Origin of the sequence: Flavobacterium cryophilum, assembly GCF_048286555.1 — a bacterium.
GTDB lineage: Bacteria > Bacteroidota > Bacteroidia > Flavobacteriales > Flavobacteriaceae > Flavobacterium.
Map to the genome: position 1 here is coordinate 22,243 of NZ_JBLVPZ010000011.1, position 20,312 is coordinate 42,554.

The 20,312-nt window shown below is 35.0% G+C and carries 17 protein-coding genes and 1 pseudogene; 10 read left to right on the forward strand and 8 right to left on the reverse strand.

Features of this window, described 5'->3' with window-relative positions:
- Positions 1-103 precede the first annotated feature (103 nt).
- The 8 genes from argC (at position 104) to argH (ending at position 8,949) form a co-directional block, all read left to right on the forward strand.
- A complete protein-coding gene (gene argC / locus ACNQGJ_RS14320) occupies positions 104-1,081 on the forward strand; it encodes an N-acetyl-gamma-glutamyl-phosphate reductase (RefSeq protein WP_417974297.1) in 978 nt (325 codons plus the stop codon).
- Positions 1,082-1,209: 128 nt separating this feature from the next.
- Positions 1,210-2,349, forward strand: coding sequence for an aspartate aminotransferase family protein (locus ACNQGJ_RS14325; RefSeq protein WP_417974296.1), 1,140 nt, complete (start codon positions 1,210-1,212; stop codon positions 2,347-2,349).
- Positions 2,350-2,517: 168 nt separating this feature from the next.
- Entirely contained in the window at positions 2,518-3,717 is a 1,200-nt protein-coding gene (locus ACNQGJ_RS14330) for a glutamate-5-semialdehyde dehydrogenase (protein WP_417974294.1), read from the forward strand.
- Between the two features lie 51 nt (positions 3,718-3,768).
- Positions 3,769-4,530 (forward strand): glutamate 5-kinase, encoded by a 762-nt coding sequence (gene proB / locus ACNQGJ_RS14335; protein ID WP_417974292.1) that lies wholly within the window; start codon positions 3,769-3,771, stop codon positions 4,528-4,530.
- A 64-nt stretch (positions 4,531-4,594) separates the two neighbouring features.
- Positions 4,595-5,542, forward strand: a complete 948-nt coding sequence (locus tag ACNQGJ_RS14340) for an N-acetylornithine carbamoyltransferase (RefSeq protein WP_417974290.1) — start codon at positions 4,595-4,597, stop codon at positions 5,540-5,542.
- A gap of 25 nt (positions 5,543-5,567) precedes the next feature.
- A complete protein-coding gene (gene argB, locus ACNQGJ_RS14345; RefSeq protein ID WP_417974288.1) occupies positions 5,568-6,371 on the forward strand; it encodes an acetylglutamate kinase in 804 nt (267 codons plus the stop codon).
- A gap of 88 nt (positions 6,372-6,459) precedes the next feature.
- Positions 6,460-7,530: a M20 family metallo-hydrolase gene (locus ACNQGJ_RS14350; RefSeq protein WP_417974286.1), complete on the forward strand. Its 1,071-nt coding sequence runs from the start codon at positions 6,460-6,462 to the stop codon at positions 7,528-7,530.
- A gap of 138 nt (positions 7,531-7,668) precedes the next feature.
- On the forward strand, positions 7,669-8,949 hold the full coding sequence (gene argH / locus ACNQGJ_RS14355) for an argininosuccinate lyase (protein ID WP_417974284.1): 1,281 nt from the start codon (positions 7,669-7,671) through the stop codon (positions 8,947-8,949).
- 244 nt (positions 8,950-9,193) lie between these two features.
- On the opposite strand, the gene ACNQGJ_RS14360 is transcribed toward argH, so the two are convergent.
- The 6 genes and pseudogenes from ACNQGJ_RS14360 to ytxJ form a co-directional block, all read right to left on the reverse strand.
- Complete coding sequence (locus ACNQGJ_RS14360) at positions 9,194-10,186, reverse strand: L-histidine N(alpha)-methyltransferase (RefSeq protein WP_417974282.1); 993 nt, start codon at positions 10,184-10,186, stop codon at positions 9,194-9,196.
- A 45-nt stretch (positions 10,187-10,231) separates the two neighbouring features.
- On the reverse strand, positions 10,232-11,725 hold the full coding sequence (locus tag ACNQGJ_RS14365; protein WP_417974280.1) for a BCCT family transporter: 1,494 nt from the start codon (positions 11,723-11,725) through the stop codon (positions 10,232-10,234).
- 4 nt (positions 11,726-11,729) lie between these two features.
- Entirely contained in the window at positions 11,730-13,097 is a 1,368-nt protein-coding gene (locus ACNQGJ_RS14370) for a mercuric reductase (protein WP_417974278.1), read from the reverse strand.
- A 101-nt stretch (positions 13,098-13,198) separates the two neighbouring features.
- Positions 13,199-13,399: pseudogene (locus ACNQGJ_RS14375) on the reverse strand (DUF427 domain-containing protein).
- A gap of 15 nt (positions 13,400-13,414) precedes the next feature.
- Complete coding sequence (gene egtB, locus ACNQGJ_RS14380; protein WP_417974276.1) at positions 13,415-14,554, reverse strand: ergothioneine biosynthesis protein EgtB; 1,140 nt, start codon at positions 14,552-14,554, stop codon at positions 13,415-13,417.
- Positions 14,555-14,965: 411 nt separating this feature from the next.
- A complete protein-coding gene (gene ytxJ / locus ACNQGJ_RS14385) occupies positions 14,966-15,355 on the reverse strand; it encodes a bacillithiol system redox-active protein YtxJ (RefSeq protein WP_417974274.1) in 390 nt (129 codons plus the stop codon).
- 143 nt (positions 15,356-15,498) lie between these two features.
- On the opposite strand from ytxJ, the gene clpB reads away from it, so the two are divergent.
- On the forward strand, positions 15,499-18,108 hold the full coding sequence (clpB, locus tag ACNQGJ_RS14390) for an ATP-dependent chaperone ClpB (RefSeq protein ID WP_417974272.1): 2,610 nt from the start codon (positions 15,499-15,501) through the stop codon (positions 18,106-18,108).
- Positions 18,109-18,243: 135 nt separating this feature from the next.
- Here clpB and ACNQGJ_RS14395 read toward each other — a convergent pair whose 3' ends face one another.
- Positions 18,244-18,711, reverse strand: a complete 468-nt coding sequence (locus ACNQGJ_RS14395) for an OsmC family protein (protein ID WP_417974270.1) — start codon at positions 18,709-18,711, stop codon at positions 18,244-18,246.
- Positions 18,712-18,911: 200 nt separating this feature from the next.
- On the opposite strand from ACNQGJ_RS14395, the gene ACNQGJ_RS14400 reads away from it, so the two are divergent.
- Complete coding sequence (locus ACNQGJ_RS14400) at positions 18,912-19,781, forward strand: DUF808 domain-containing protein (protein ID WP_417974268.1); 870 nt, start codon at positions 18,912-18,914, stop codon at positions 19,779-19,781.
- A 139-nt stretch (positions 19,782-19,920) separates the two neighbouring features.
- Here the strand turns inward: ACNQGJ_RS14400 and ACNQGJ_RS14405 are convergent, their stop codons facing one another.
- Positions 19,921-20,202, reverse strand: coding sequence for a hypothetical protein (locus ACNQGJ_RS14405; protein WP_417974266.1), 282 nt, complete (start codon positions 20,200-20,202; stop codon positions 19,921-19,923).
- Positions 20,203-20,312: the final 110 nt, after the last annotated feature.

Consider the following 20,312-nt stretch of genomic DNA (forward strand, 5'->3'; position numbering starts at 1 on the left):
CCTTATAAAATTAATAAAATCTATGTATCTATGTGGTTAAAAAATAATACAAATCGAATTACTCCAACAAGGATTAATTCTAGTACGTTTAAAAAATAAGATTATGATTAATATTGGAATAATTGGCGGTTCAGGTTACACTGCGGGCGAACTTATCAGAATATTGATGTTTCATCCCAATGCAACACTTAATTTTGTGTACAGCACGACAAACGCTGGAAAACCACTTTCGGTTGCGCATCATGATTTGATGGGCGATATCGAAATGAATTTTACCGATACTGTAAATCCAAATGTAAATGTAGTTTTTTTGTGCTTAGGACACGGTAAATCAAAATCATTTTTAGAGCAAAACCAATTTGCGAGTCATACCAAAATCATCGATTTAGGAAATGATTTTCGATTAACAAAAGACAAAGATTTCAATGGTAAATCTTTCGTTTATGGTTTACCTGAATTGAATAAAGCGGGTATCAAAAACGCTCAATTTATCGCTAATCCAGGTTGTTTCGCCACAGCGATTCAATTGGCATTATTGCCATTGGCCAAAAACGAAATGCTTACGACTGATGTTCATATCAATGCCACAACCGGAAGCACGGGAGCAGGAGTCTCACCTTCGGAAACGACGCATTTTAGTTGGAGATCAAATAATATGTCACATTACAAAGCTTTTGAACACCAACATTTGGGCGAAATAAACCAAAGCGTCAATCAATTGCAAGCGGATTATACAAACGAATTGATTTTTGTCCCTAACAGAGGGGATTTTGCAAGAGGGATTTTCGCAACATTATACACAACAATCGAAGAAAATTTAGAAGATGTAGTGGCAAAATATGAGGCTTTTTACAAAGACCAACCTTTCGTAACAGTTACGACCACTGAAATCAACATGAAACAAGTGGTTCAAACGAATAAATGTATTATTAGTTTAATGAAAAAAGGAAACCGGTTATTGATTACTTCAGTAATTGATAATTTAACAAAAGGAGCCTCCGGACAAGCCGTACAAAACATGAACCTAATGTTTGGATTGGATGAAACCACAGGATTACATTTGAAACCAAGCGGATTTTAATCCCCTCCCCAACCCTCCCCGAAGGGGAGGGAGACGAAATGCAAAAAATAGTATAAATATAAAAACAACACCCCCCGTTGCAAGTTTTTATTCCCCCTCCTTCGGAGGGGGTTAGGGGGAGGATTATTATGAACTTATTTGACGTTTACCCATTATACAACATCACACCTGTAAAAGCACTGGATTGTACTATTACAGATGAAGAAGGAGTGGAATATTTAGATTTATATGGTGGCCATGGAGTAATTTCCATTGGACACACACAACCGAATTATGTAGCCAAATTAAAAAATCAATTGGATAATATTGGATTTTATTCGAATGCGATTCAGAATCCATTGCAAGTAGAATTAGCAGAAAAATTAGGTAAACTTTCAGGATTGGAAAACTACACTTTATTCTTGTGCAGTTCTGGAGCTGAAGCCAATGAAAACGCTTTGAAATTAGCCTCTTTTCACAATAATAAATCTCGTGTAATTGCTTTTGATAATTCCTTTCATGGAAGAACTTCGGCGGCAGTTGCGGTAACAGATAATAAAAAAATTGTGGCGCCAATCAATGCACAACAAATCGTTACTTTTTTACCCTTGAATAACATTGAGTTGGTAGAAAATGAATTGAAAAAAGGAGATGTTTCTTCTGTAATTATTGAAGGAATTCAAGGCGTTGGCGGTTTAGACCAAGGAACAACTGAATTTTTTCAGGCATTAGAAAAAATATGTGCCGCTTACGATGCCGTTTTGATTTTAGACGAAGTACAATCAGGGTACGGAAGAAGCGGAAAGTTTTTTGCACACCAACATCATGACATCAAAGCAGATATTATTTGTCTGGCGAAAGGAATGGGTAACGGATTTCCTATTGGCGGAATCTTGATTTCTCCAAAATTCACAGCGAGTTATGGATTATTAGGAACTACTTTCGGTGGAAACCATTTGGCTTGCGCCGCTGGAATAGCAGTTTTGGATGTGATTGAAAGCCAAAAATTAATGGATAACGTAACTGACGTTTACGCCTATTTTTTAGAAGCAATCAAACAAGTTCCTGAAGTGATCCAGGTAAAAGGAAGAGGATTAATGCTAGGTGTAGAATTTGATTTTGACGTAAGTGATCTTCGTAAAAAAATGATTATGGACAAACATATTTTTACAGGAAATGCGAACAATAAAAACTTATTAAGAATTCTTCCGCCACTGACAATCAAGAAAGAAGCAATTGATACCTTTATTGTAGCTTTAAAAGAAAGTTTAATTGAATTAAAATCGTAGTAAGATTATTATTTAAATGATAAAGCAAAATCATTTGGTTTTTTTTAACCATATAAGAAATATAAGGACATATAAATCAAAATTTAAATACGCTTAAATGAACTTATATTCCTTACATGGTTTAAATTTTAATTTTATTAATTCGTCATTAACCAATAACCAAAAGCAATGAACCACTTATTACCAATAGAAAAACGAAATGCCGTTTTAAGCCGTATGTCCGAACTTTTGGAAGCAGAAAGAGGCAACCTTAAAACAGTGAATCAACAGGATATCAATAATTATTCTGGGAATGATTTGGCTATGGAAAAACGTTTATTAGTTGATGATGCCAAGATTGACGGCATGATTTTATCCATGCTACAATTAACAAGTCAGGAAGATCCTATTGGCGTGGAGCGTTTTAATTTCGACCATGAAAACGGAATGAAAATCATCAATAAAACAGCGGCTTTTGGAACTATAATGATTATTTATGAATCCAGACCCGATGTTACTGTTGAAGCAGGCGGAATCGCTTTTAAATCCGGAAATAAAATTCTACTAAAAGGCGGAAAAGAATCTTTGCAATCCAACTTGAAAATTGTGGAATTGTGGCACCAAGCCTTAAAAGAAAACAATGTATCAACGGAATGGGTGGAATACTTGAATTACAATCGGGAAGAAACGCAGGCATTTTTAGAGAAACCAACACAAAAAGTGGACTTAATCGTTCCTCGTGGTGGCGATAAATTAATCGCTTTTGTAAAAAAACATGCCACATGTCCAGTTATAATTAGTGGTCGCGGAAATAATTTTGTGTATGTGAATAAAGAAGCCGATTTAAAAAAAGCACTTGACATTATTATTAACGCAAAGACCTCAAATATATCGGTTTGCAATGCTTTAGATAAAGTTTTAATTGATACTAATCTTGAAAATTGGGAAGCTTTTGCAAAAAAAATAACTGAGGAATTACAACAAAGAAACGTTACTGTTTTGGGAGATGAAAATATCTCAAGAGTAACAAATGTTCCTCAGATTGAATCCGATTTAATTTGGTACGAAGAGTTTCTAGATTATAAAATTGTTATTGGAACAACCAACTCGGATCAAGAAGCGATTGACAAAATAAATAAATATTGTGGCGGACATTCCGCTTCAATAATCACAAAAAATGATGCAATTGCCCAGGAATTCATGGAAAATGTAGATACTGCAGCCGTTTATCAAAATGCCTCTACTCGATTCACTGATGGAGGACAATTTGGTTTAGGTGGCGAATTGGCGATCAGTACAGACAAATTACACCAACGTGGGCCTATTGGATTGCAACATTTAGTTACTAATAAGTGGTATATTTACGGGAATGGACAAATGAGAAAATAGTCATAAAGTCGAAAGAATGAAAAAAAGAAGGATTTAGAATAAAGAATAAAAATGGCAAAAAAAAGAATTTTATTAAAGTTAGGAAGCAATACCTTAACCAAGGAAACCAATCACATTTCGAGAGGAAAGATTGAAGATATTGGTATGCAAATAGCCGCTTTACAAGACGATTACGAGTTTATCATTGTGAGTTCCGGTGCGATTGCTGCGGCCAAACAATTTGTAAAATTGGAAAATCAAGACAAAGATGTTTTTGTAAAACAAGCGTTGGCTTCTATTGGCCAGCCACATTTAATGCGGATTTATCATGAAAATTTCAGTGATTTAGGATTACTGATTTCGCAGTGTTTGCTTTCGTATTCTGATTTCGAAAAAGAACAATCCAAAGTAAATATTGTAAACACAATCAATGTGTTGGTCAAAAACAGTTATATTCCAATTATAAATGAAAATGATACCGTGGCAACGGATGAGATCCAGTTTGGTGATAACGATAAATTAGCCGCTTTGACCGCCGTTTTATTAAATGTTGACATTCTGATTATCGCTACCAATACGAATGGGATTTACACCAAAGCATCCATCCATGATGCCGTTCCTGAAACTATTTCTTTGGTAACCGATTTAAAAGTATTGGAAAAAGAGATTGGCGATTCTAAATCTTCGCACGGAACTGGTGGAATGCAATCTAAAATAGAAGCATCGGCAATTGCCAAAGCCGCTAATATCGAAACCTGGATTGTCAATGGCTTGGAAGACAATTTTATTTTGAAAGCTTTAAAAAACGAAATTCCTTTTACGAAAATAATTTAATTCGAATATTGATTGTTAGATTTTTAGACAATTCATAACTCATAATTCATAACTCACAATTAAAATGAACTACATCTCCATACAAAACATAGATTCGCTCAACAAATGGGTGAAAGAAGCATTGAAAATCAAGAAAAAACCACTTAAAAACAAAAAACTGGGTAAAAATAAAACCTTGGGAATGTTGTTCTTTAATTCCAGTTTAAGAACGCGTTTGAGTACCCAAAAAGCAGCTTTAAATTTAGGAATGAACGTCATGGTAATGAATTTTACCAGCGAAGGTTGGACATTAGAATTTGAAGATGAAGCCATCATGAATTCCGGTGCTTCGGAACATATTAAAGAAGCGGCTGCGGTTGTTTCTCAATATTGCGATATTATTGCCATCAGAGCTTTTGCAGGATTAGTAGACAAAGAAAAAGACAATGCCGAAACGGTTCTTATGGGTTTCTTAAAATACGCCACTGTGCCAATTGTTAATATGGAAAGTGCGACAGGACATCCATTACAATCCCTTGCCGATGCGATTACTATGGCCGAACACAAAACAGAACACCGTCCAAAAGTAGTTTTGACTTGGGCACCACACCCTAAAGCTTTACCTCAAGCGGTACCCAATTCCTTTGTGGAAATGATGCAGTTACAAGATGCTGATTTTGTAATTACGCATCCTGTAGGCTACGAATTGAATCCGGAAATCACGAAAGACTCCAAGATTGAACACGACCAAGATAAGGCTTTCGAAAATGCCGATTTTATCTATGCCAAAAACTGGAGCAATTACAACGACTACGGTCAGATTACAAATTCCGACCCAAATTGGACCGTAAATGCCGATAAAATGAAACTGACTAACAATGCTAAATTCATGCACTGTTTGCCGGTAAGACGTAACATAATTGTTACGGATGATGTGATTGACAGTGAAAATTCAATTGTTATCGAACAAGCCAATAATAGAACCTATGCCGCACAACTAGTGTTACAGAAGATTTTAGAAAGTAGAAAGTAGAGAAAATATTTTTAAAATATTAAAAATGAGTCCAAAACCCAAAACCCAGAACCTAAAATCCCTTTCAATCATAAAAATTGGTGGAAATATTATTGACAACCCAACGGAATTAGCACAGTTTTTATCTGATTTTTCTAAAATTGAAGGGCGTAAAGTACTTGTTCACGGTGGTGGCAAATCAGCTACTAAAATGGCCGAAAGTATTGGTTTAGTTCCTCAAATGATTGATGGAAGACGCATTACCGATGCCGCTATGCTTGATGTAGTTGTGATGATTTATGCAGGTCAAATCAATAAAAATATCGTTGCTCAATTACAAGCTAATTCCACCAATGCGATCGGGTTTTCTGGTGCTGATGGGAATTTAATTCAATCGGATAAAAGAAACCATCCTACAATCAATTATGGTTTTGTGGGCGATGTCAAAAAAGTGAATACAAACTTGTTGGAAATATTGCTTTCTAATGAAATAGTTCCTGTATTTTGTGCGATAACACATGATGGTAAAGGACAATTATTAAACACGAATGCGGATACTATTGCCAGCGAATTAGCAATTGCTTTATCGGAAGTTTTTGATGTCACTTTGAATTATTGCTTCGAAAAACCGGGCGTTTTATATGATGCCGAAGACGATTCTTCGGTAATTGAGAACATAAATCAAGAATTCTATTCCAAATTAAAAGCCGAAAAAGCCATACATTCCGGTATGATTCCTAAATTAGACAACTGTTTTAACAGTTTATCTAAAGGAGTTCAAAAAATAAAAATTGGTCATCACCGAATGTTGAAAGATTCAAACGCAATTTGTACACGCATCAAATTATAAAAAAAGTTAAACACAAATTTCACAGATTTGCACAAAATTTTTTATTTCAATTTAAAAAAAAATCTATGAATCCGTGGCTAAAACAAGTATGAAAAACATAGAAATCCTTACACAAGAAGCCATTGCGCTATTAAAAGCACTGATTGAAACGCCTTCATTCTCAAATGAAGAAGATAAAACAGCTCTTTTAATCGAAAATTGGTTTACACAAAATAGTATCCCTTTCGAAAGAGAGAATAATAATGTTTGGGCTTTCAATAAGCATTTTGACAAGACTAAACCAACGCTATTACTGAATTCACACCACGATACCGTAAAACCAAACCAAGGCTATACCAACAATCCATTTGAAGCCATCGTAAAAGACGGAAAGTTATTTGGATTAGGAAGCAATGATGCGGGAGGTTGTTTGGTCTCGCTTTTAGCCACTTTTGTATATTTTTATTCGAATGATAACCTGCCTTACAATATTGTGATGGTCGCTTCAGCCGAAGAAGAAAGCAGCGGAAAAAATGGATTAAACAGCGTATTAAAAGATTTACCGGAACTGGAATGTGCCATTGTGGGAGAACCTACTTTGATGCAATTGGCCGTAGCCGAAAAAGGGTTATTGGTATTGGATGTCATCGTAAAAGGCACTGCCAGTCACGCCGCACACAACAATCCTGACAATCCTATTTACAATGCGATACCCGTTATCGAATGGTTTAACAGCTATCAATTCGAAAAAATATCGGAGGTTTTAGGTCCCGTAAAAATGACCGTAACGCAAGTTATTGCTGGAAAACAACACAATGTGGTTCCCGCGGAATGTCATTTGGTCGTCGATATTCGCGTGAATGATTGTTACAGCAATCACGAAATTTTAGAAACCGTAAAAAGTCATTTGACCGCCGAAGTCAATCCGCGTTCGATGCACTTAAACGCATCATCAATTCCTGTTGCACACGGATTAGTACAAGCCGGAATCGCACTGGGAAGAACCACTTATGGCTCACCTACCCTTTCGGATCAATCGGTTTTGAGTTGTCAATCCTTGAAATTAGGACCTGGTGAAACCCTACGTTCACATTCGGCAGATGAATTTATATTTATAAATGAAATAGAAGAGGGAATTCAGTTGTATATCAAAATATTAACTGCTTTTTTCAAACAATAAAAATTATCCTGAGCGCAGTCGAAGGAGGAGCTAATCCCGCTATCCGCTATATCTTTTCCTGGCTAAAAAAGCCAGAAAAAGGATGTCGCTTCTATCGGGGCTAAAAATCGAACAGTCTAAAAATCTAATTATCCACATATGAAACTTTGGGAAAAAGGAATACCAACCGATAAACAAATCGAACATTTTACCGTTGGAAACGACAGAGAACTGGATTTAGTTCTTGCAAAATATGATGCATTAGGTTCTATTGCACATGCAAAAATGTTGGGCCAAATCGGGCTTTTAACAGACTCCGAAACTGTTTCTTTGGTTTTGGCTTTGGAAGAAATAATAAAAGCCGTTGAAAACGGAAAATTCGAAATTGAAGACAGCTTTGAAGACGTACATTCTAAAATCGAATATCTGTTAACTGTAAAATTAGGCGATGCCGGAAAAAAAATCCATACCGCTCGTTCTCGTAACGACCAAGTTTTAGTTGATGTTAATTTGTATCTGAAAGATGTCGTAAAAGAATTAAAAGAGCAAGTAAAAAGCCTTTTTGATTTACTGATGGAATCAGCAGAGAAGCACCAAAATGTATTGTTACCAGGATACACGCACCTTCAAATTGCGATGCCTTCTTCTTTCGGAATGTGGTTTTCCGCTTACGCTGAAACTTTGATTGATGATATAACGCTACTGAATGCCGCTTTGAAAATTGTAGACCAAAATCCATTAGGTTCAGCTGCAGGTTATGGAAGTTCGTTTCCTATTGACAGAACATTTACGACTAAAGAATTAGGTTTTGAAACCTTAAAATTCAATTCGGTTGCGGCACAGATGAGCCGTGGAAAATCAGAAAAAACAGTGGCTTTCGCGATGAGTAGCGTGGCTGCTACCCTATCGAAATTCTCGATGGATGTTTGTTTGTATATGAGTCAGAATTTTGATTTTATCAGTTTACCTGCCCATCTTACAACAGGTTCGAGCATCATGCCACATAAGAAAAACCCTGATGTTTTTGAGTTGATCCGTGGAAAATGCAACAAGATTCAAGCGCTTCCATATGAAATTACTTTAATTACGAATAACCTCCCAAGCGGTTATCACAGGGATTTACAATTGTTGAAAGAAGGATTGTTTCCAGCAATTCAAAACCTGAAAGCGTCTTTGGATATTGCGATTTTTGCGATTAAAGACATCAAGGTTAAAGAACATATCTTGGACGATAAAAAATACGATTATTTGTTTACGGTAGATTCCTTAAACGAAATGGTGGTAGCCGGAATACCTTTTAGAGATGCCTATAAAGCGGTTGCTGAACAACTGGAAAATGGTACATTTCAATCTCCAAAAGAAACCAAGCACACTCACGAAGGAAGCATTAATAATTTGTGTTTAAAAGAAATTAAAGAAAAAATGACAAGAGCTTATTAAAATCAATAACCTCATCATATCAAAAAGCACTATAAATAATAGTGCTTTTATTACTTCTAACTTTAGAATGAAACAAAATTTAAAGAGTTAGATTTATAGAAACAAAATTAAAATATAGTTTGACAACTTGTTTGGTCAAGCAAATAAATTCAACTTTTAAAAATTAAAACTAGATTATATTTAAACTATAAAAAGAGCTTTTCAACTTGTAAAATTTACGACTGCGTTTATCTAATGCTCCCTTTTATTTACGTTCTAAAATATAAGTAGCAAAATAAACTTTGCTGTCTGTTATTCTATTTTTAATAATGAAATCGGTTTTGCTTAAAATTGCGTTTAAGATTGTATCATTATACTTTCTAGATATTTCCATCAAAATTTTTTCACCTTCATAAAAATCAAATCTTTTATTAATTTTAGTAATGTAAACTTGTTGCGCTTTGGTACTAACTAAAAAACTTTTAGCAATTCCTTCGCTCTCCTTATATTCGGGTTGATGTTTGAAGAATTTTAAATTAAAATTAGCTCCTAATTCTTTATTTATTCTCTCAAGTAGATTTAGATTAAAGGCGGCAGTAATTCCTTGATTATCATTGTAAGCTGGAAGCACGATGGAGGCCGGTTTAATTAAATCAACACCTACGAACAACCTATCCTTCTTTTGTAAATTTGCACTTAATTTCGACATAAAATTAGTAGCAACCTCATCAGACATATTTCCAATATTTGACCCTAAAAACAGAATAACTTTAGGTTTATGATTTTCGTTTAATGATTCTAAAACCTCAAAATAATCACCTTGTTTCTTACTAATAGAAAGGCTTGGCATTTCTCTATTTAAATCTTTCGCTAAGTTGTCTAATGCATTTTGAGAAATATCAACAGGCATATAATCAAACTTATAATTTAATCGGTTTAATTCTCGTAGGAGCTCTTTAGTTTTTAAACCATCTCCAGCACCTAATTCTATTAACTCAAAATATGTGTTGGGGTTCAATTGTAAAGCGTCAATAATAGACTGACTTTTTGTTTTAAAAATTTCATGTTCTGATCGCGTTACATAATACTCAGGTAAATGCATGATTTTAACAAACAGGGCATCGCCTTTCTTATCATAAAAATACTTGGATGGCAATGACTTGTTAATATTGCTTAATCCTTCCTCAATTTCTTTTTTGAAATAATCAACCGCAGTAGTGTCGTCCTCAATTTTCTTTATCGTTTTTATTTCAGTCATCTCTATTTAATATAATGTTTCTAATTTCCATGTGTAAGCACTTTATCAGTTCCCTTCTATTTTAATTGTTGATCCTTTATTTGCAATTATATTTTTAAAAAATGTAAAAATTATGCATCCGTATAAAAAACTAAAAGGTAAAGCCATAATGATCAATAAACTGCTAACACCATTCAGGAGTTCACTAGTTCCCAGAGCGGTAAGTCCAAGAGCCGTTGAAGTAATTATACATCCCCAGCCCAGTTTATGGCTCTTAGAAGGATTTTCATTTCCATTATCGCTAAACATACCCAGAACAAATATTGCCGAATCAATAGAGTTTATAATAGAAATAAGCACCAATAATCCTGCAACAAAAAATGTAATGGAGTAAAACGGAAAATGCTCTAGAAACACAAATAATGAAATAAAAACATTATCAAACTGCGTTTTATCCCCTAAAGCAAGAATCTCAAAAGCTGAGTTTGCAAATATTGAAAACCAAATAATAGTTGCTATTGTTGGAATAAAAATCGTTGTAATTAAAAACTCTTTTATCGTTCTACCTTTAGATATTCTTGCGATAAATATTCCGGTAAATGGAACCCAAGCTAACCAAAAAGCCCAATAAAAAACGGTCCATTCTTGTGTAAAGCTGGGAGCAGTTTTGTAGCTTCCAAGTGACAAACTCATTTCTACAAAATGAATAACATAATTATAAAAAGCTGCGGCAGTTTGATACAAAAAAGTCTTAAAATTGAGAAAAAAACCAATAAACAACATAAGTATAATCGAAAAGGTGAAGTCGAAATCAGCTAAAAATTTAATGACCTTGTTTAATCCTGTCAATGCCGAATATGTTGAAACAATTCCGATAAGAACGACCATTAACAATAAAAAATTTGTTCCATAATCTACTTTAAACGCATATTCAATACCATTTACAACTTGTGCAGTTCCTAATCCTAAAGAAGCTACAACACCAGTTATTGTGATTAATACAATGAATATTGTGGCGATGTATTTTACGGTTTTATTTTTAGTATAGGGGACTATGGCATCTAATAAATTGGGCGTTTTTTTTACATAAAGATTATATGCCACAATTAAACCAAACAAACTATACATGGCCCAAGGCGTGAAACCCCAATGAAAAAAAGTATACTGCAAAGCAGTAACCTTACCATTTACTGTTGCAACGGGAGGATTGTTTAAATAGTAAGTTGGCTCTTGCACTGCACGTAACAATAATCCTGAACCCATGCCCGTGCTATATAATAGAGCAACCCAACTAAAATAAGAGAAAGCGGGTTTTTCATTACCTAAACGTTGCTTTCGCAAAGGCATAAACAAAATAACCACTGCTGCGATAACGCTTATCAATCCCACCCACAAATAATAAGTACTAAAAAAAGATAATAAAACTTTGTTCACATTGTTCCAAACTTCCGTTAAAAAAGTGGGAGCAAATAAACCAGTCAGAAAGAAGAATAAGCCAAATGACGCTCCATAAAATAGCAAGCTGCTTTGACTTGAATGACCATATAATTTTTTAATCAAAACTTTATTCTTTAGTGATTGATGTCAAATTTTCTAGCATAGTAGGTATAAGTTCACTAACAGTAGGATGCAAGTGAATGGCATCTCTTAAAACCGTGTAAGGCTGTTCAGCATACATTAAATTAGTAATTCCGCTAATAATTTCATCACCACCAACACCTAAAACACAAGCTCCTAAAAACTGATTTGTTTCTGCATCAATTACCGCTTCCATAAATCCTTTAGTTTCTCCTTTTTCTTTGGCCCGACCTACTTTATCCATAGATCTATGCCCAATTAAAACAGAAAAACCTTTCTCCTTTGCTTCTTTTTTTGTCATACCTACTCTTCCTAATGGTGGATCAATAAATAATCCATAAGTAATAATTCTGTCGCTAATTTTCCTTTTTTTAGCTCCCAGAACATAGTCTTCTACAATTTGGAAATCATTATAAGAAGTATGAGTAAACGCACCTTTTCCGTTGCAATCTCCTATCGCAAAAATACCTTCTACATTAGTTTTACAATAATTATCAACTGTAATATACCCTTTCTCATCACAAATAATTGAAGTGTTTTTTACATGTAATGTGTCTGTATTTGGTAACCGACCGATAGCCAGTAATATATGGGTACCGCTAATTTCTTTATTGGTTCCATTTATCTTTACTGAAATTAGTTTATCATTTTGAGATACACTTAATTCTTTAGCATTACATTCTATAGTTATCTGTTCTTCTTGCAAAATTTCGGCAATAGCTTTACTTACATTTTCATCTTCCTTACTAATGAGTCGATCCCCGCTTTCAATTATGGTTACTTTGCTACCAAAACGCTTAAACATTTGACCAAATTCTAATCCTATGTAGCTTCCGCCAATGATTATTAAGTGCTCCGGTAGCTTTGTCAACTGTAAAATATCGACATTTGTTAAATAATCTACCTTCAAATACTCTTTAGGAATGATCGCTCTTGCTCCCACATTTATAAAGATTTGTTTTGCATTAATTTTGCAATCATCAACTTCAATTTGATAATTTGAAATAAAATAAGCTTCCCCCCTAAAAAGAGTAATTTTATCATTTTCAGCAATACTTTTCTCAATACCTTCACGCGAAGTGTTTACTAAAATCTCTTTTCTTGCTTTTATTTTCTCAAGATTGGCTTTTGCACCAGCTGGAATTTCGATTCCCATTTCTTCACCGTGTAAGCTATCCCATATTCGCCGTGCACTGGCAACATACGCTTTTGTGGGAACACAACCAGTATTAACACAAGTTCCACCAATAAAACTTTTTTCTATCAGTGCAACTGTTCCTTTTTTAGAAAGGCTAAAAGCCAAAGGTACTCCCGCTTGCCCACTGCCAATAATGATAAAATCGAACTCTTTCATAAGTTTATTTTAAGTAAAAAATTTATTCTTCGATTGTGACATTTTTCCAAAATGCTAGGTGCTCTTTTATTCCCATAACTGCCTCTTGGTTCTTTGTAGAATTAAGCAGCGTTATCACTTATTTCATCGTCAACTTTTATAGTGCAGTAAGAAGCCTTCCCTTTCCAAGGGCAAGTTGAATGGTTATTCGTTTCTGTAAAATAATCCTAATTCACGCTTGTAAAAGGAAAATAGTAATTTCCTTCAACGACCACAGTTTCTTGACTTTCAGCGATCACTACTTTGTTAAATATTGCTTTCATACTATTGATATTTAATTATTTTGCTAGTCGCAATCCGCTAAATTGCCAACGCATATCTGGCGGGAAAAAATTACGATATGTTTTCCTGCTATGTCCCTCGGGCGTTGCAACTGAACCGCCGCGAAGAATCATTTGATTTATCATAAACTTACCATTGTATTCGCCTAACGCGCCCGGTAATTTACTGAATCCCGGATAAGCTAAATAAGCGCTGTTTGTCCATTCCCATAGTTGCCCCCACTTGAATTTATCACTTGCGATTTCCCATTCAAATTCGGTTGGTAAACGGCAACCCTTCCATTCGCTAAAGGCAAAAGCTTCATAGAAACTAAGGTGCATTACTGGTAAATCTAGATCTAATTTCTGTAAACCATTCAAAGTATAGTTCCACCATTCCTTATCTATTTTATGCCAATACAATGGCACTTCAATCTTATTGCTATTTATCCAACTCCAGCCGTCATCGTGCCAAAAATCAAAGTTTATATAACCTCCAGCCACAATAAATTCTAAATATTCACGATTTGAAACTAGCTTGTCACATATTTCAAAATCAGCAACATATACTTTGTGACTACCCAATTCATTATCAAAACAAAAACCATTTCCTTGATGCCCTATTTCATACAAGCCAGCATTAAAGGGGATAAACTGGGCTGCTTGAGTTTCAAGTTTAGTTTTCAAACTATCTTGATAGACGGGAAAAGTAGGTTGGTTTCCAAAAATATATTTAATGTCACATACTAAAAGTTCTTGATGCTGCTCTTCATGATTGATTCCGATTTCTACTACAGCTAAAATATCTTCACTTGGAAGTGTATTTAAATAAGTAACCATAGCATCAGTAACGTACTTTCTATAACTGTAAACTTCAGCTACAGAGGGCCTAGACATTAAACCTCTTAACGGGCGTAAAACTCTTTTTCCTACATTATTGTAATAGCTGTTGAATAAAAAATGATAGTCTTCATTGTAAAGAATGTAATTTGTATCATATTTTGTAAGTACAAACTCTTCCCAAAACCAAGTAGAATGCGCTAAATGCCACTTTGGAGGCGATACAAATTCACTAGCTTGAAGAGAATAATCTTCAATATATAAAGGTTTACAAAGTTGCTCTGAATTTTCTCTGATTCTTAAAAAACGATCTATCATACTAAGTTAACTTATCTATAAAATTCATATGACAAGTTACTCAATTAATTTTGCGTAAAATTATATTATTAAAGTAATTTATTATATAATTTAGATCAAATTTTATGGATTAATGAGTGTGAATTATTATTAACTATGATTTTGTCATGTAAATTTAACATACACTTTTTAAGAATTGAAAGCGATGTATCTTTGCAAATAATTGTTTAAATGGAAAGGAGTAATCAAGTTTAGAAATATAATTTTACAAGAATAATTGAAATAAAAATAGTGAGGTGAGTAGATGAAAAACGAATGTAAAATAGTTCACATCGCGTAAAACTCTTCGATATAGAATTTTAAAATGCCACGAACTCCCTTAAAATACTTTATTAAGGGCTTTCATGGCAAATTATATAGCTTACAAGAAAATTATACTTTGGTATTCAAGGACTCAGCATCAATATCACTGTGCGAAACATTGTAAATAGCTTTTCCGTCCTTAATTAAAATCAATTGTGGAGATTGATGCGTCACACCAAATCGAACCGCAATAGCATTAGAAATATCGCGATGCGCTATTAAATCTAAAAAATAAGGTGTAACTTTATCTGAACTATTGAATTCATTTTCAAACTGTTTCAGCGCCATTCTACTAACACTACATCGCGTACTGTGTTTAAAAATAGCCACCGGTTTTTCATTCGAAATAGCGATAATTTCATCCAGTTGTACCACATCAGTTAGTTCATTCCAGTTGATTTTGTTTTCTTTAAAATCCTTGTCTTCTGAACTATTAAAAATATTTTTGAAAAAACTCATAATTGTCTTTTTTTAAGACATTTTGACTTTAAAGTATGATAACAATCATGAAGTTTCCGTCAATTTGTCTGTATTATTGTATTGGAATATATATTGAATATGATTCGCAAAGTTAGGTAAAAGCATTAAAACAATATACCATCATGAACATAAATAAATTTACAATCAAATCCCAGGAAGCCATTCAGCTTTCCCAGCAATTGGCGCAGAGCCAGGGGCAACAACAAATAGAAAACGAACATATTTTCAAGGCTATTTTTGAAGTAGATGAAAATGTGGCGCCTTTTATTTTAAAAAAACTGAATGTAAATGTGCCCCTGTTTCTTCAAATATTAAGCAGTACGATTCAAAGTTTTCCAAAAGTTTCTGGTGGCGAAATTATGCTTTCCAGAACTGCAAACACTACGCTGAACGAAGCGGAAATTATTGCCAAAAAGATGAATGATGAATTCGTTTCAATTGAGCATTTAATTTTAGCAATTTTTGATTCTAAAACAAAGACGGCTCAAATATTAAAAGATCAGGGAGTCACAGGAAAAGGATTGAAAGCCGCGATAGAAGAATTACGAAAAGGAGAACGGGTAACTTCGGCATCTGCTGAAGAAACGTATAATTCCTTAAATAAATATGCCAAAAATCTTAACGAGTTAGCTCGAGCAGGGAAACTTGATCCCGTTATCGGTCGTGACGAAGAAATTCGTCGAGTGTTACAAATTCTTACCCGTAGAACTAAAAATAACCCGATGTTAGTGGGAGAACCCGGTGTTGGGAAAACCGCCATTGCCGAAGGATTAGCACACCGAATTGTAGATGGAGACGTTCCTGACAATTTGAAAGATAAAATCGTGTATTCCCTTGATATGGGAGCATTGATTGCCGGTGCCAAGTACAAAGGGGAATTTGAAGAACGATTGAAATCCGTGGTGAAAGAAGTAACTGCTGCTGAAGGTGATATTGTTTTATTCATTGACGAAATTCACACACTTGTGGGTGCCGGTGGTGGCGAAGGCGCTATGGATGCTGCCAATATTCTGAAACCAGCGTTGGCTCGTGGTGAATTACGCGCTATTGGAGCCACAACATTGGACGAATACCAAAAATATTTTGAAAAAGACAAAGCGCTCGAAAGACGTTTCCAAAAAATTGTGGTCGAAGAACCGGATACTGAAAGTGCTATTTCAATCTTGCGCGGAATCAAAGAAAAATACGAAACACACCATAAAGTCCAAATCAAAGACGATGCGATTATTGCCGCTGTCGAATTATCACAACGGTATATTACGAACCGTTTTCTTCCGGACAAAGCCATCGATTTAATGGATGAAGCCGCTTCTAAACTGCGTATGGAAATCAATTCGAAACCCGAAGAACTCGATGTTTTGGATCGAAAAATCATGCAATTGGAAATTGAAATTGAAGCCATTAAACGCGAAAAAGACGAAAGTAAGCTTAAAATCTTAGGAATGGATCTGGCCAATCTCAAAGAAGATCGCAACGAAATCTACGCCAAATGGAAATCAGAGAAAGATGTCGTTGATAACATTCAAGCCGTAAAAACGGAGATTGAAGACTTTAAATACGAAGCGGAACGTGCGGAACGGGATGGCGATTATGGAAAAGTAGCCGAAATTCGGTATGGTAAAATCAAGGAAGCACAAGAACGTTTAGCCATTTTACTCAAAGAATTACAAGAAAACCAATCTGGAACTTCGTTGATAAAAGAAGAAGTTACTCGTGAAGACATTGCCGAAGTAGTGGCTAAATGGACCGGAATTCCAGTGATGAAAATGCTGCAGGGAGAAAGAGAAAAACTATTGAAACTGGAAGATGAATTGCATCACAGAGTGGTAGGACAGGAAGAAGCAATTCAGGCCGTGAGTGATGCCGTGCGCAGAAGCCGTGCCGGATTGCAAGATATGAAAAAACCGGTGGGTACGTTTCTTTTCCTTGGAACTACGGGAGTTGGAAAAACCGAATTGGCGAAAGCCTTGGCAGAATACTTATTTGACGATGAAAATGCGATGACCCGTATTGATATGAGTGAATACCAAGAACGCCACAGCGTAAGCCGTTTGGTGGGTGCACCTCCAGGATATGTGGGTTATGATGAAGGCGGACAATTGACCGAAGCCGTACGTAGAAAACCTTATTCTGTCATCTTATTGGATGAAATTGAAAAAGCGCATCCAGACACGTTCAACATCTTGTTACAAGTCCTAGACGAAGGACGTTTGACGGATAATAAAGGACGTTTGGCTGATTTTAAAAACACCATTATCATCATGACTTCTAATATGGGAAGTCAGATAATACAAGAGAAATTCGAAAACCTCAAAGGAAGTGTGGAAGCTGCCACTGAATTGGCCAAAGTAGAAGTTCTAGGGTTACTAAAACAAATGGTGCGTCCTGAATTCATCAATCGTATTGACGAAATAGTGATGTTCACGCCATTGACTAATGAAAATATAGCCCAAATTGTAGGTTTACAACTAAAAAGCGTGACCAAAATGCTGGCGCAACAAGGCATCACGATGGACGCCACTCCGGAAGCTATTGCGTATTTATCTGAGAAAGGATACGATCCGCAATTTGGAGCGAGACCCGTGAAAAGAGTGATTCAAAGAGATGTGCTCAATGAATTATCCAAAGAAATTCTATCCGGAAAAATAACCACTGACAGCATTGTATTGATAGATGCATTTGATGGCAAATTAGTTTTTAGAAACCAAACCGAGTTAGTTTCTAGAATCTAGAACATTCAAACTTATGAAAACACTGGCCGAAAGGCTGGTGTTTTTTTATGTCTTAAAGTTTTTTAGGGGTAAACCAGCTGATTGAATTACTGTTCTGTAATCCGTATCGCAAAACAGTAAAAATACGTAACCATTTTAATCTAGAGCTACAATTTCACATATTGGAAAGTGCAGAATTGGAAAATTGCACGAATTGGCTATAAAACAGAGTCGGTTTGCTTTTTTATGCAAGCTGAGTGCCTCCTCTATTTTTTCTTTGTTAGTAATACGAACTTTTGGATTCAGTTTAATGGCTATAAAACGGCCGCTACCGTCTTCCAAAACTTCAAGAGTTGCCTCGGCTTCGTCCGTATAAGACACCACTTCGATATCATTTTGTTTACAAACATACAAGTAAGACATCATGTGACAGGAGACCACACTACTCAACAATAGGTCTTCAGGATTATACAAAACTGGATCTCCTTTGAAAGCTTTGGCAGCCGAAACATTTAAAACAGCCTTACCGTCGATAGTTATAGTATGACTTTTAGTGTACGTCGTCGATTCATTTTTGGAAAAAAGCCAATCTAATTTAGCTTTAAATAGATGTTTAAATCGCATACTTATTTTTATTTCAAAAGTAATTAAAAACAGTATTGCTACTACAGAAAGATTATGGGTGAATATTAACTAAAAATTTACCCTTTTTATAAATAGAGTAAATCAAAAAGCAGTAGCTTCGCATCTATAAACAATCAGTACGCGCAGATTAAATTTCAGTATAGCAATACCAAAATCCACGCAGTTTAAAAACAATCAAAATGGCATCAGGTTTTTTCGCACTATTAGATGATATCGCAGCAATCATGGATGATGTTGCAGTAATGAGTAAAATTGCAGCCAAAAAAACGGCGGGTATTTTAGGTGATGATTTGGCCGTAAATGCCGAAAAAGCGTCCGGATTTATTTCATCCCGAGAACTTCCTGTATTATATGCAATTGCAAAAGGTTCTTTCGTTAATAAAATAATCATTTTACCCATCGCTTTTCTATTGAGTGCTTTTTTACCTGTGGCTGTTATTATAATCTTAGTGCTAGGCGGACTGTATTTAGCGTACGAAGGTGCTGAAAAAATATACGAGTACATATTTCCTCACGAGCATTCCCAGCTCGAAATTTCGTTGGAACCGATGACCGAAGAACAAATTTTAGCGTTCGAAAAAGAAAAAATAAAATCAGCTATAGTAACCGATTTTATTTTATCCGTAGAAATCGTAATTATCGCGTTAGGTACGGTAATTGGAAAACCCATTTCATCACAGATACTTGTTGTTTCTCTCATTGCAATAATAGCAACAGTGGGTGTTTATGGCATTGTAGCCTTAATTGTCCGAATGGACGAAGCAGGTTTGAAACTGATGCAACTGAGCACTAAAGAACGTAGTTTTACAAAAACAGTAGGCAATATCTTGGTGCAAGCGCTGCCTAAAGTCATCAAAAGTTTATCCGTCATAGGTACCATTGCATTGATCTTAGTAGCAGGAGGTATATTTGTACACAACATTAATTTTTTACATGATGTTTTACCCCAATTACCCTCCATTGTAACCGAATTTATAATTGGACTCGTAGTCGGACTCCTTGTTTTGGGAGTTGTAAAACTGTTCAAAAAGATCATTGGCAAAAAGTAAGCAACAAAAAATTGAAGACATTTCAGTCCCGCTCGTGAACATTAACAAAAGTGAATAACTATAAATTTGTAGTAGGCACGAGCCGCATGCTTCTGATTCATACAAAGTACAGTTCTAAATAATTTAAGATTATGATATCCTAAAACAACTTATATATTCTGTGAATTGGAATCATCACACCTTGCTTTAAGATAACATTCTTGTCCGTAACACCCCAAACCGTGGTATCTACTATTTTTTTGGATTCGATATCTTCAAAGAAAATTTTAATTTTTGAATGCTCTAAATTACCCAATGATAAAGCCCTATTAATAGCACTTATTCTAGTTTTTATTTCGTCAACATCGCTTAGAACATCTGTTTGTGGAAATTTAAGAAAAGCTATGTCTTCTTTATCGATGATTTTGAATTCCTCTGTCATAATTGGAAAATTTAAATTATAAATTACAGTATTATTGCAAAACTTAACCAGTTTTATCGTCTATTATACTTGATACAAAAATAAACCCTCCGTGACATTGTGAGTGCCAA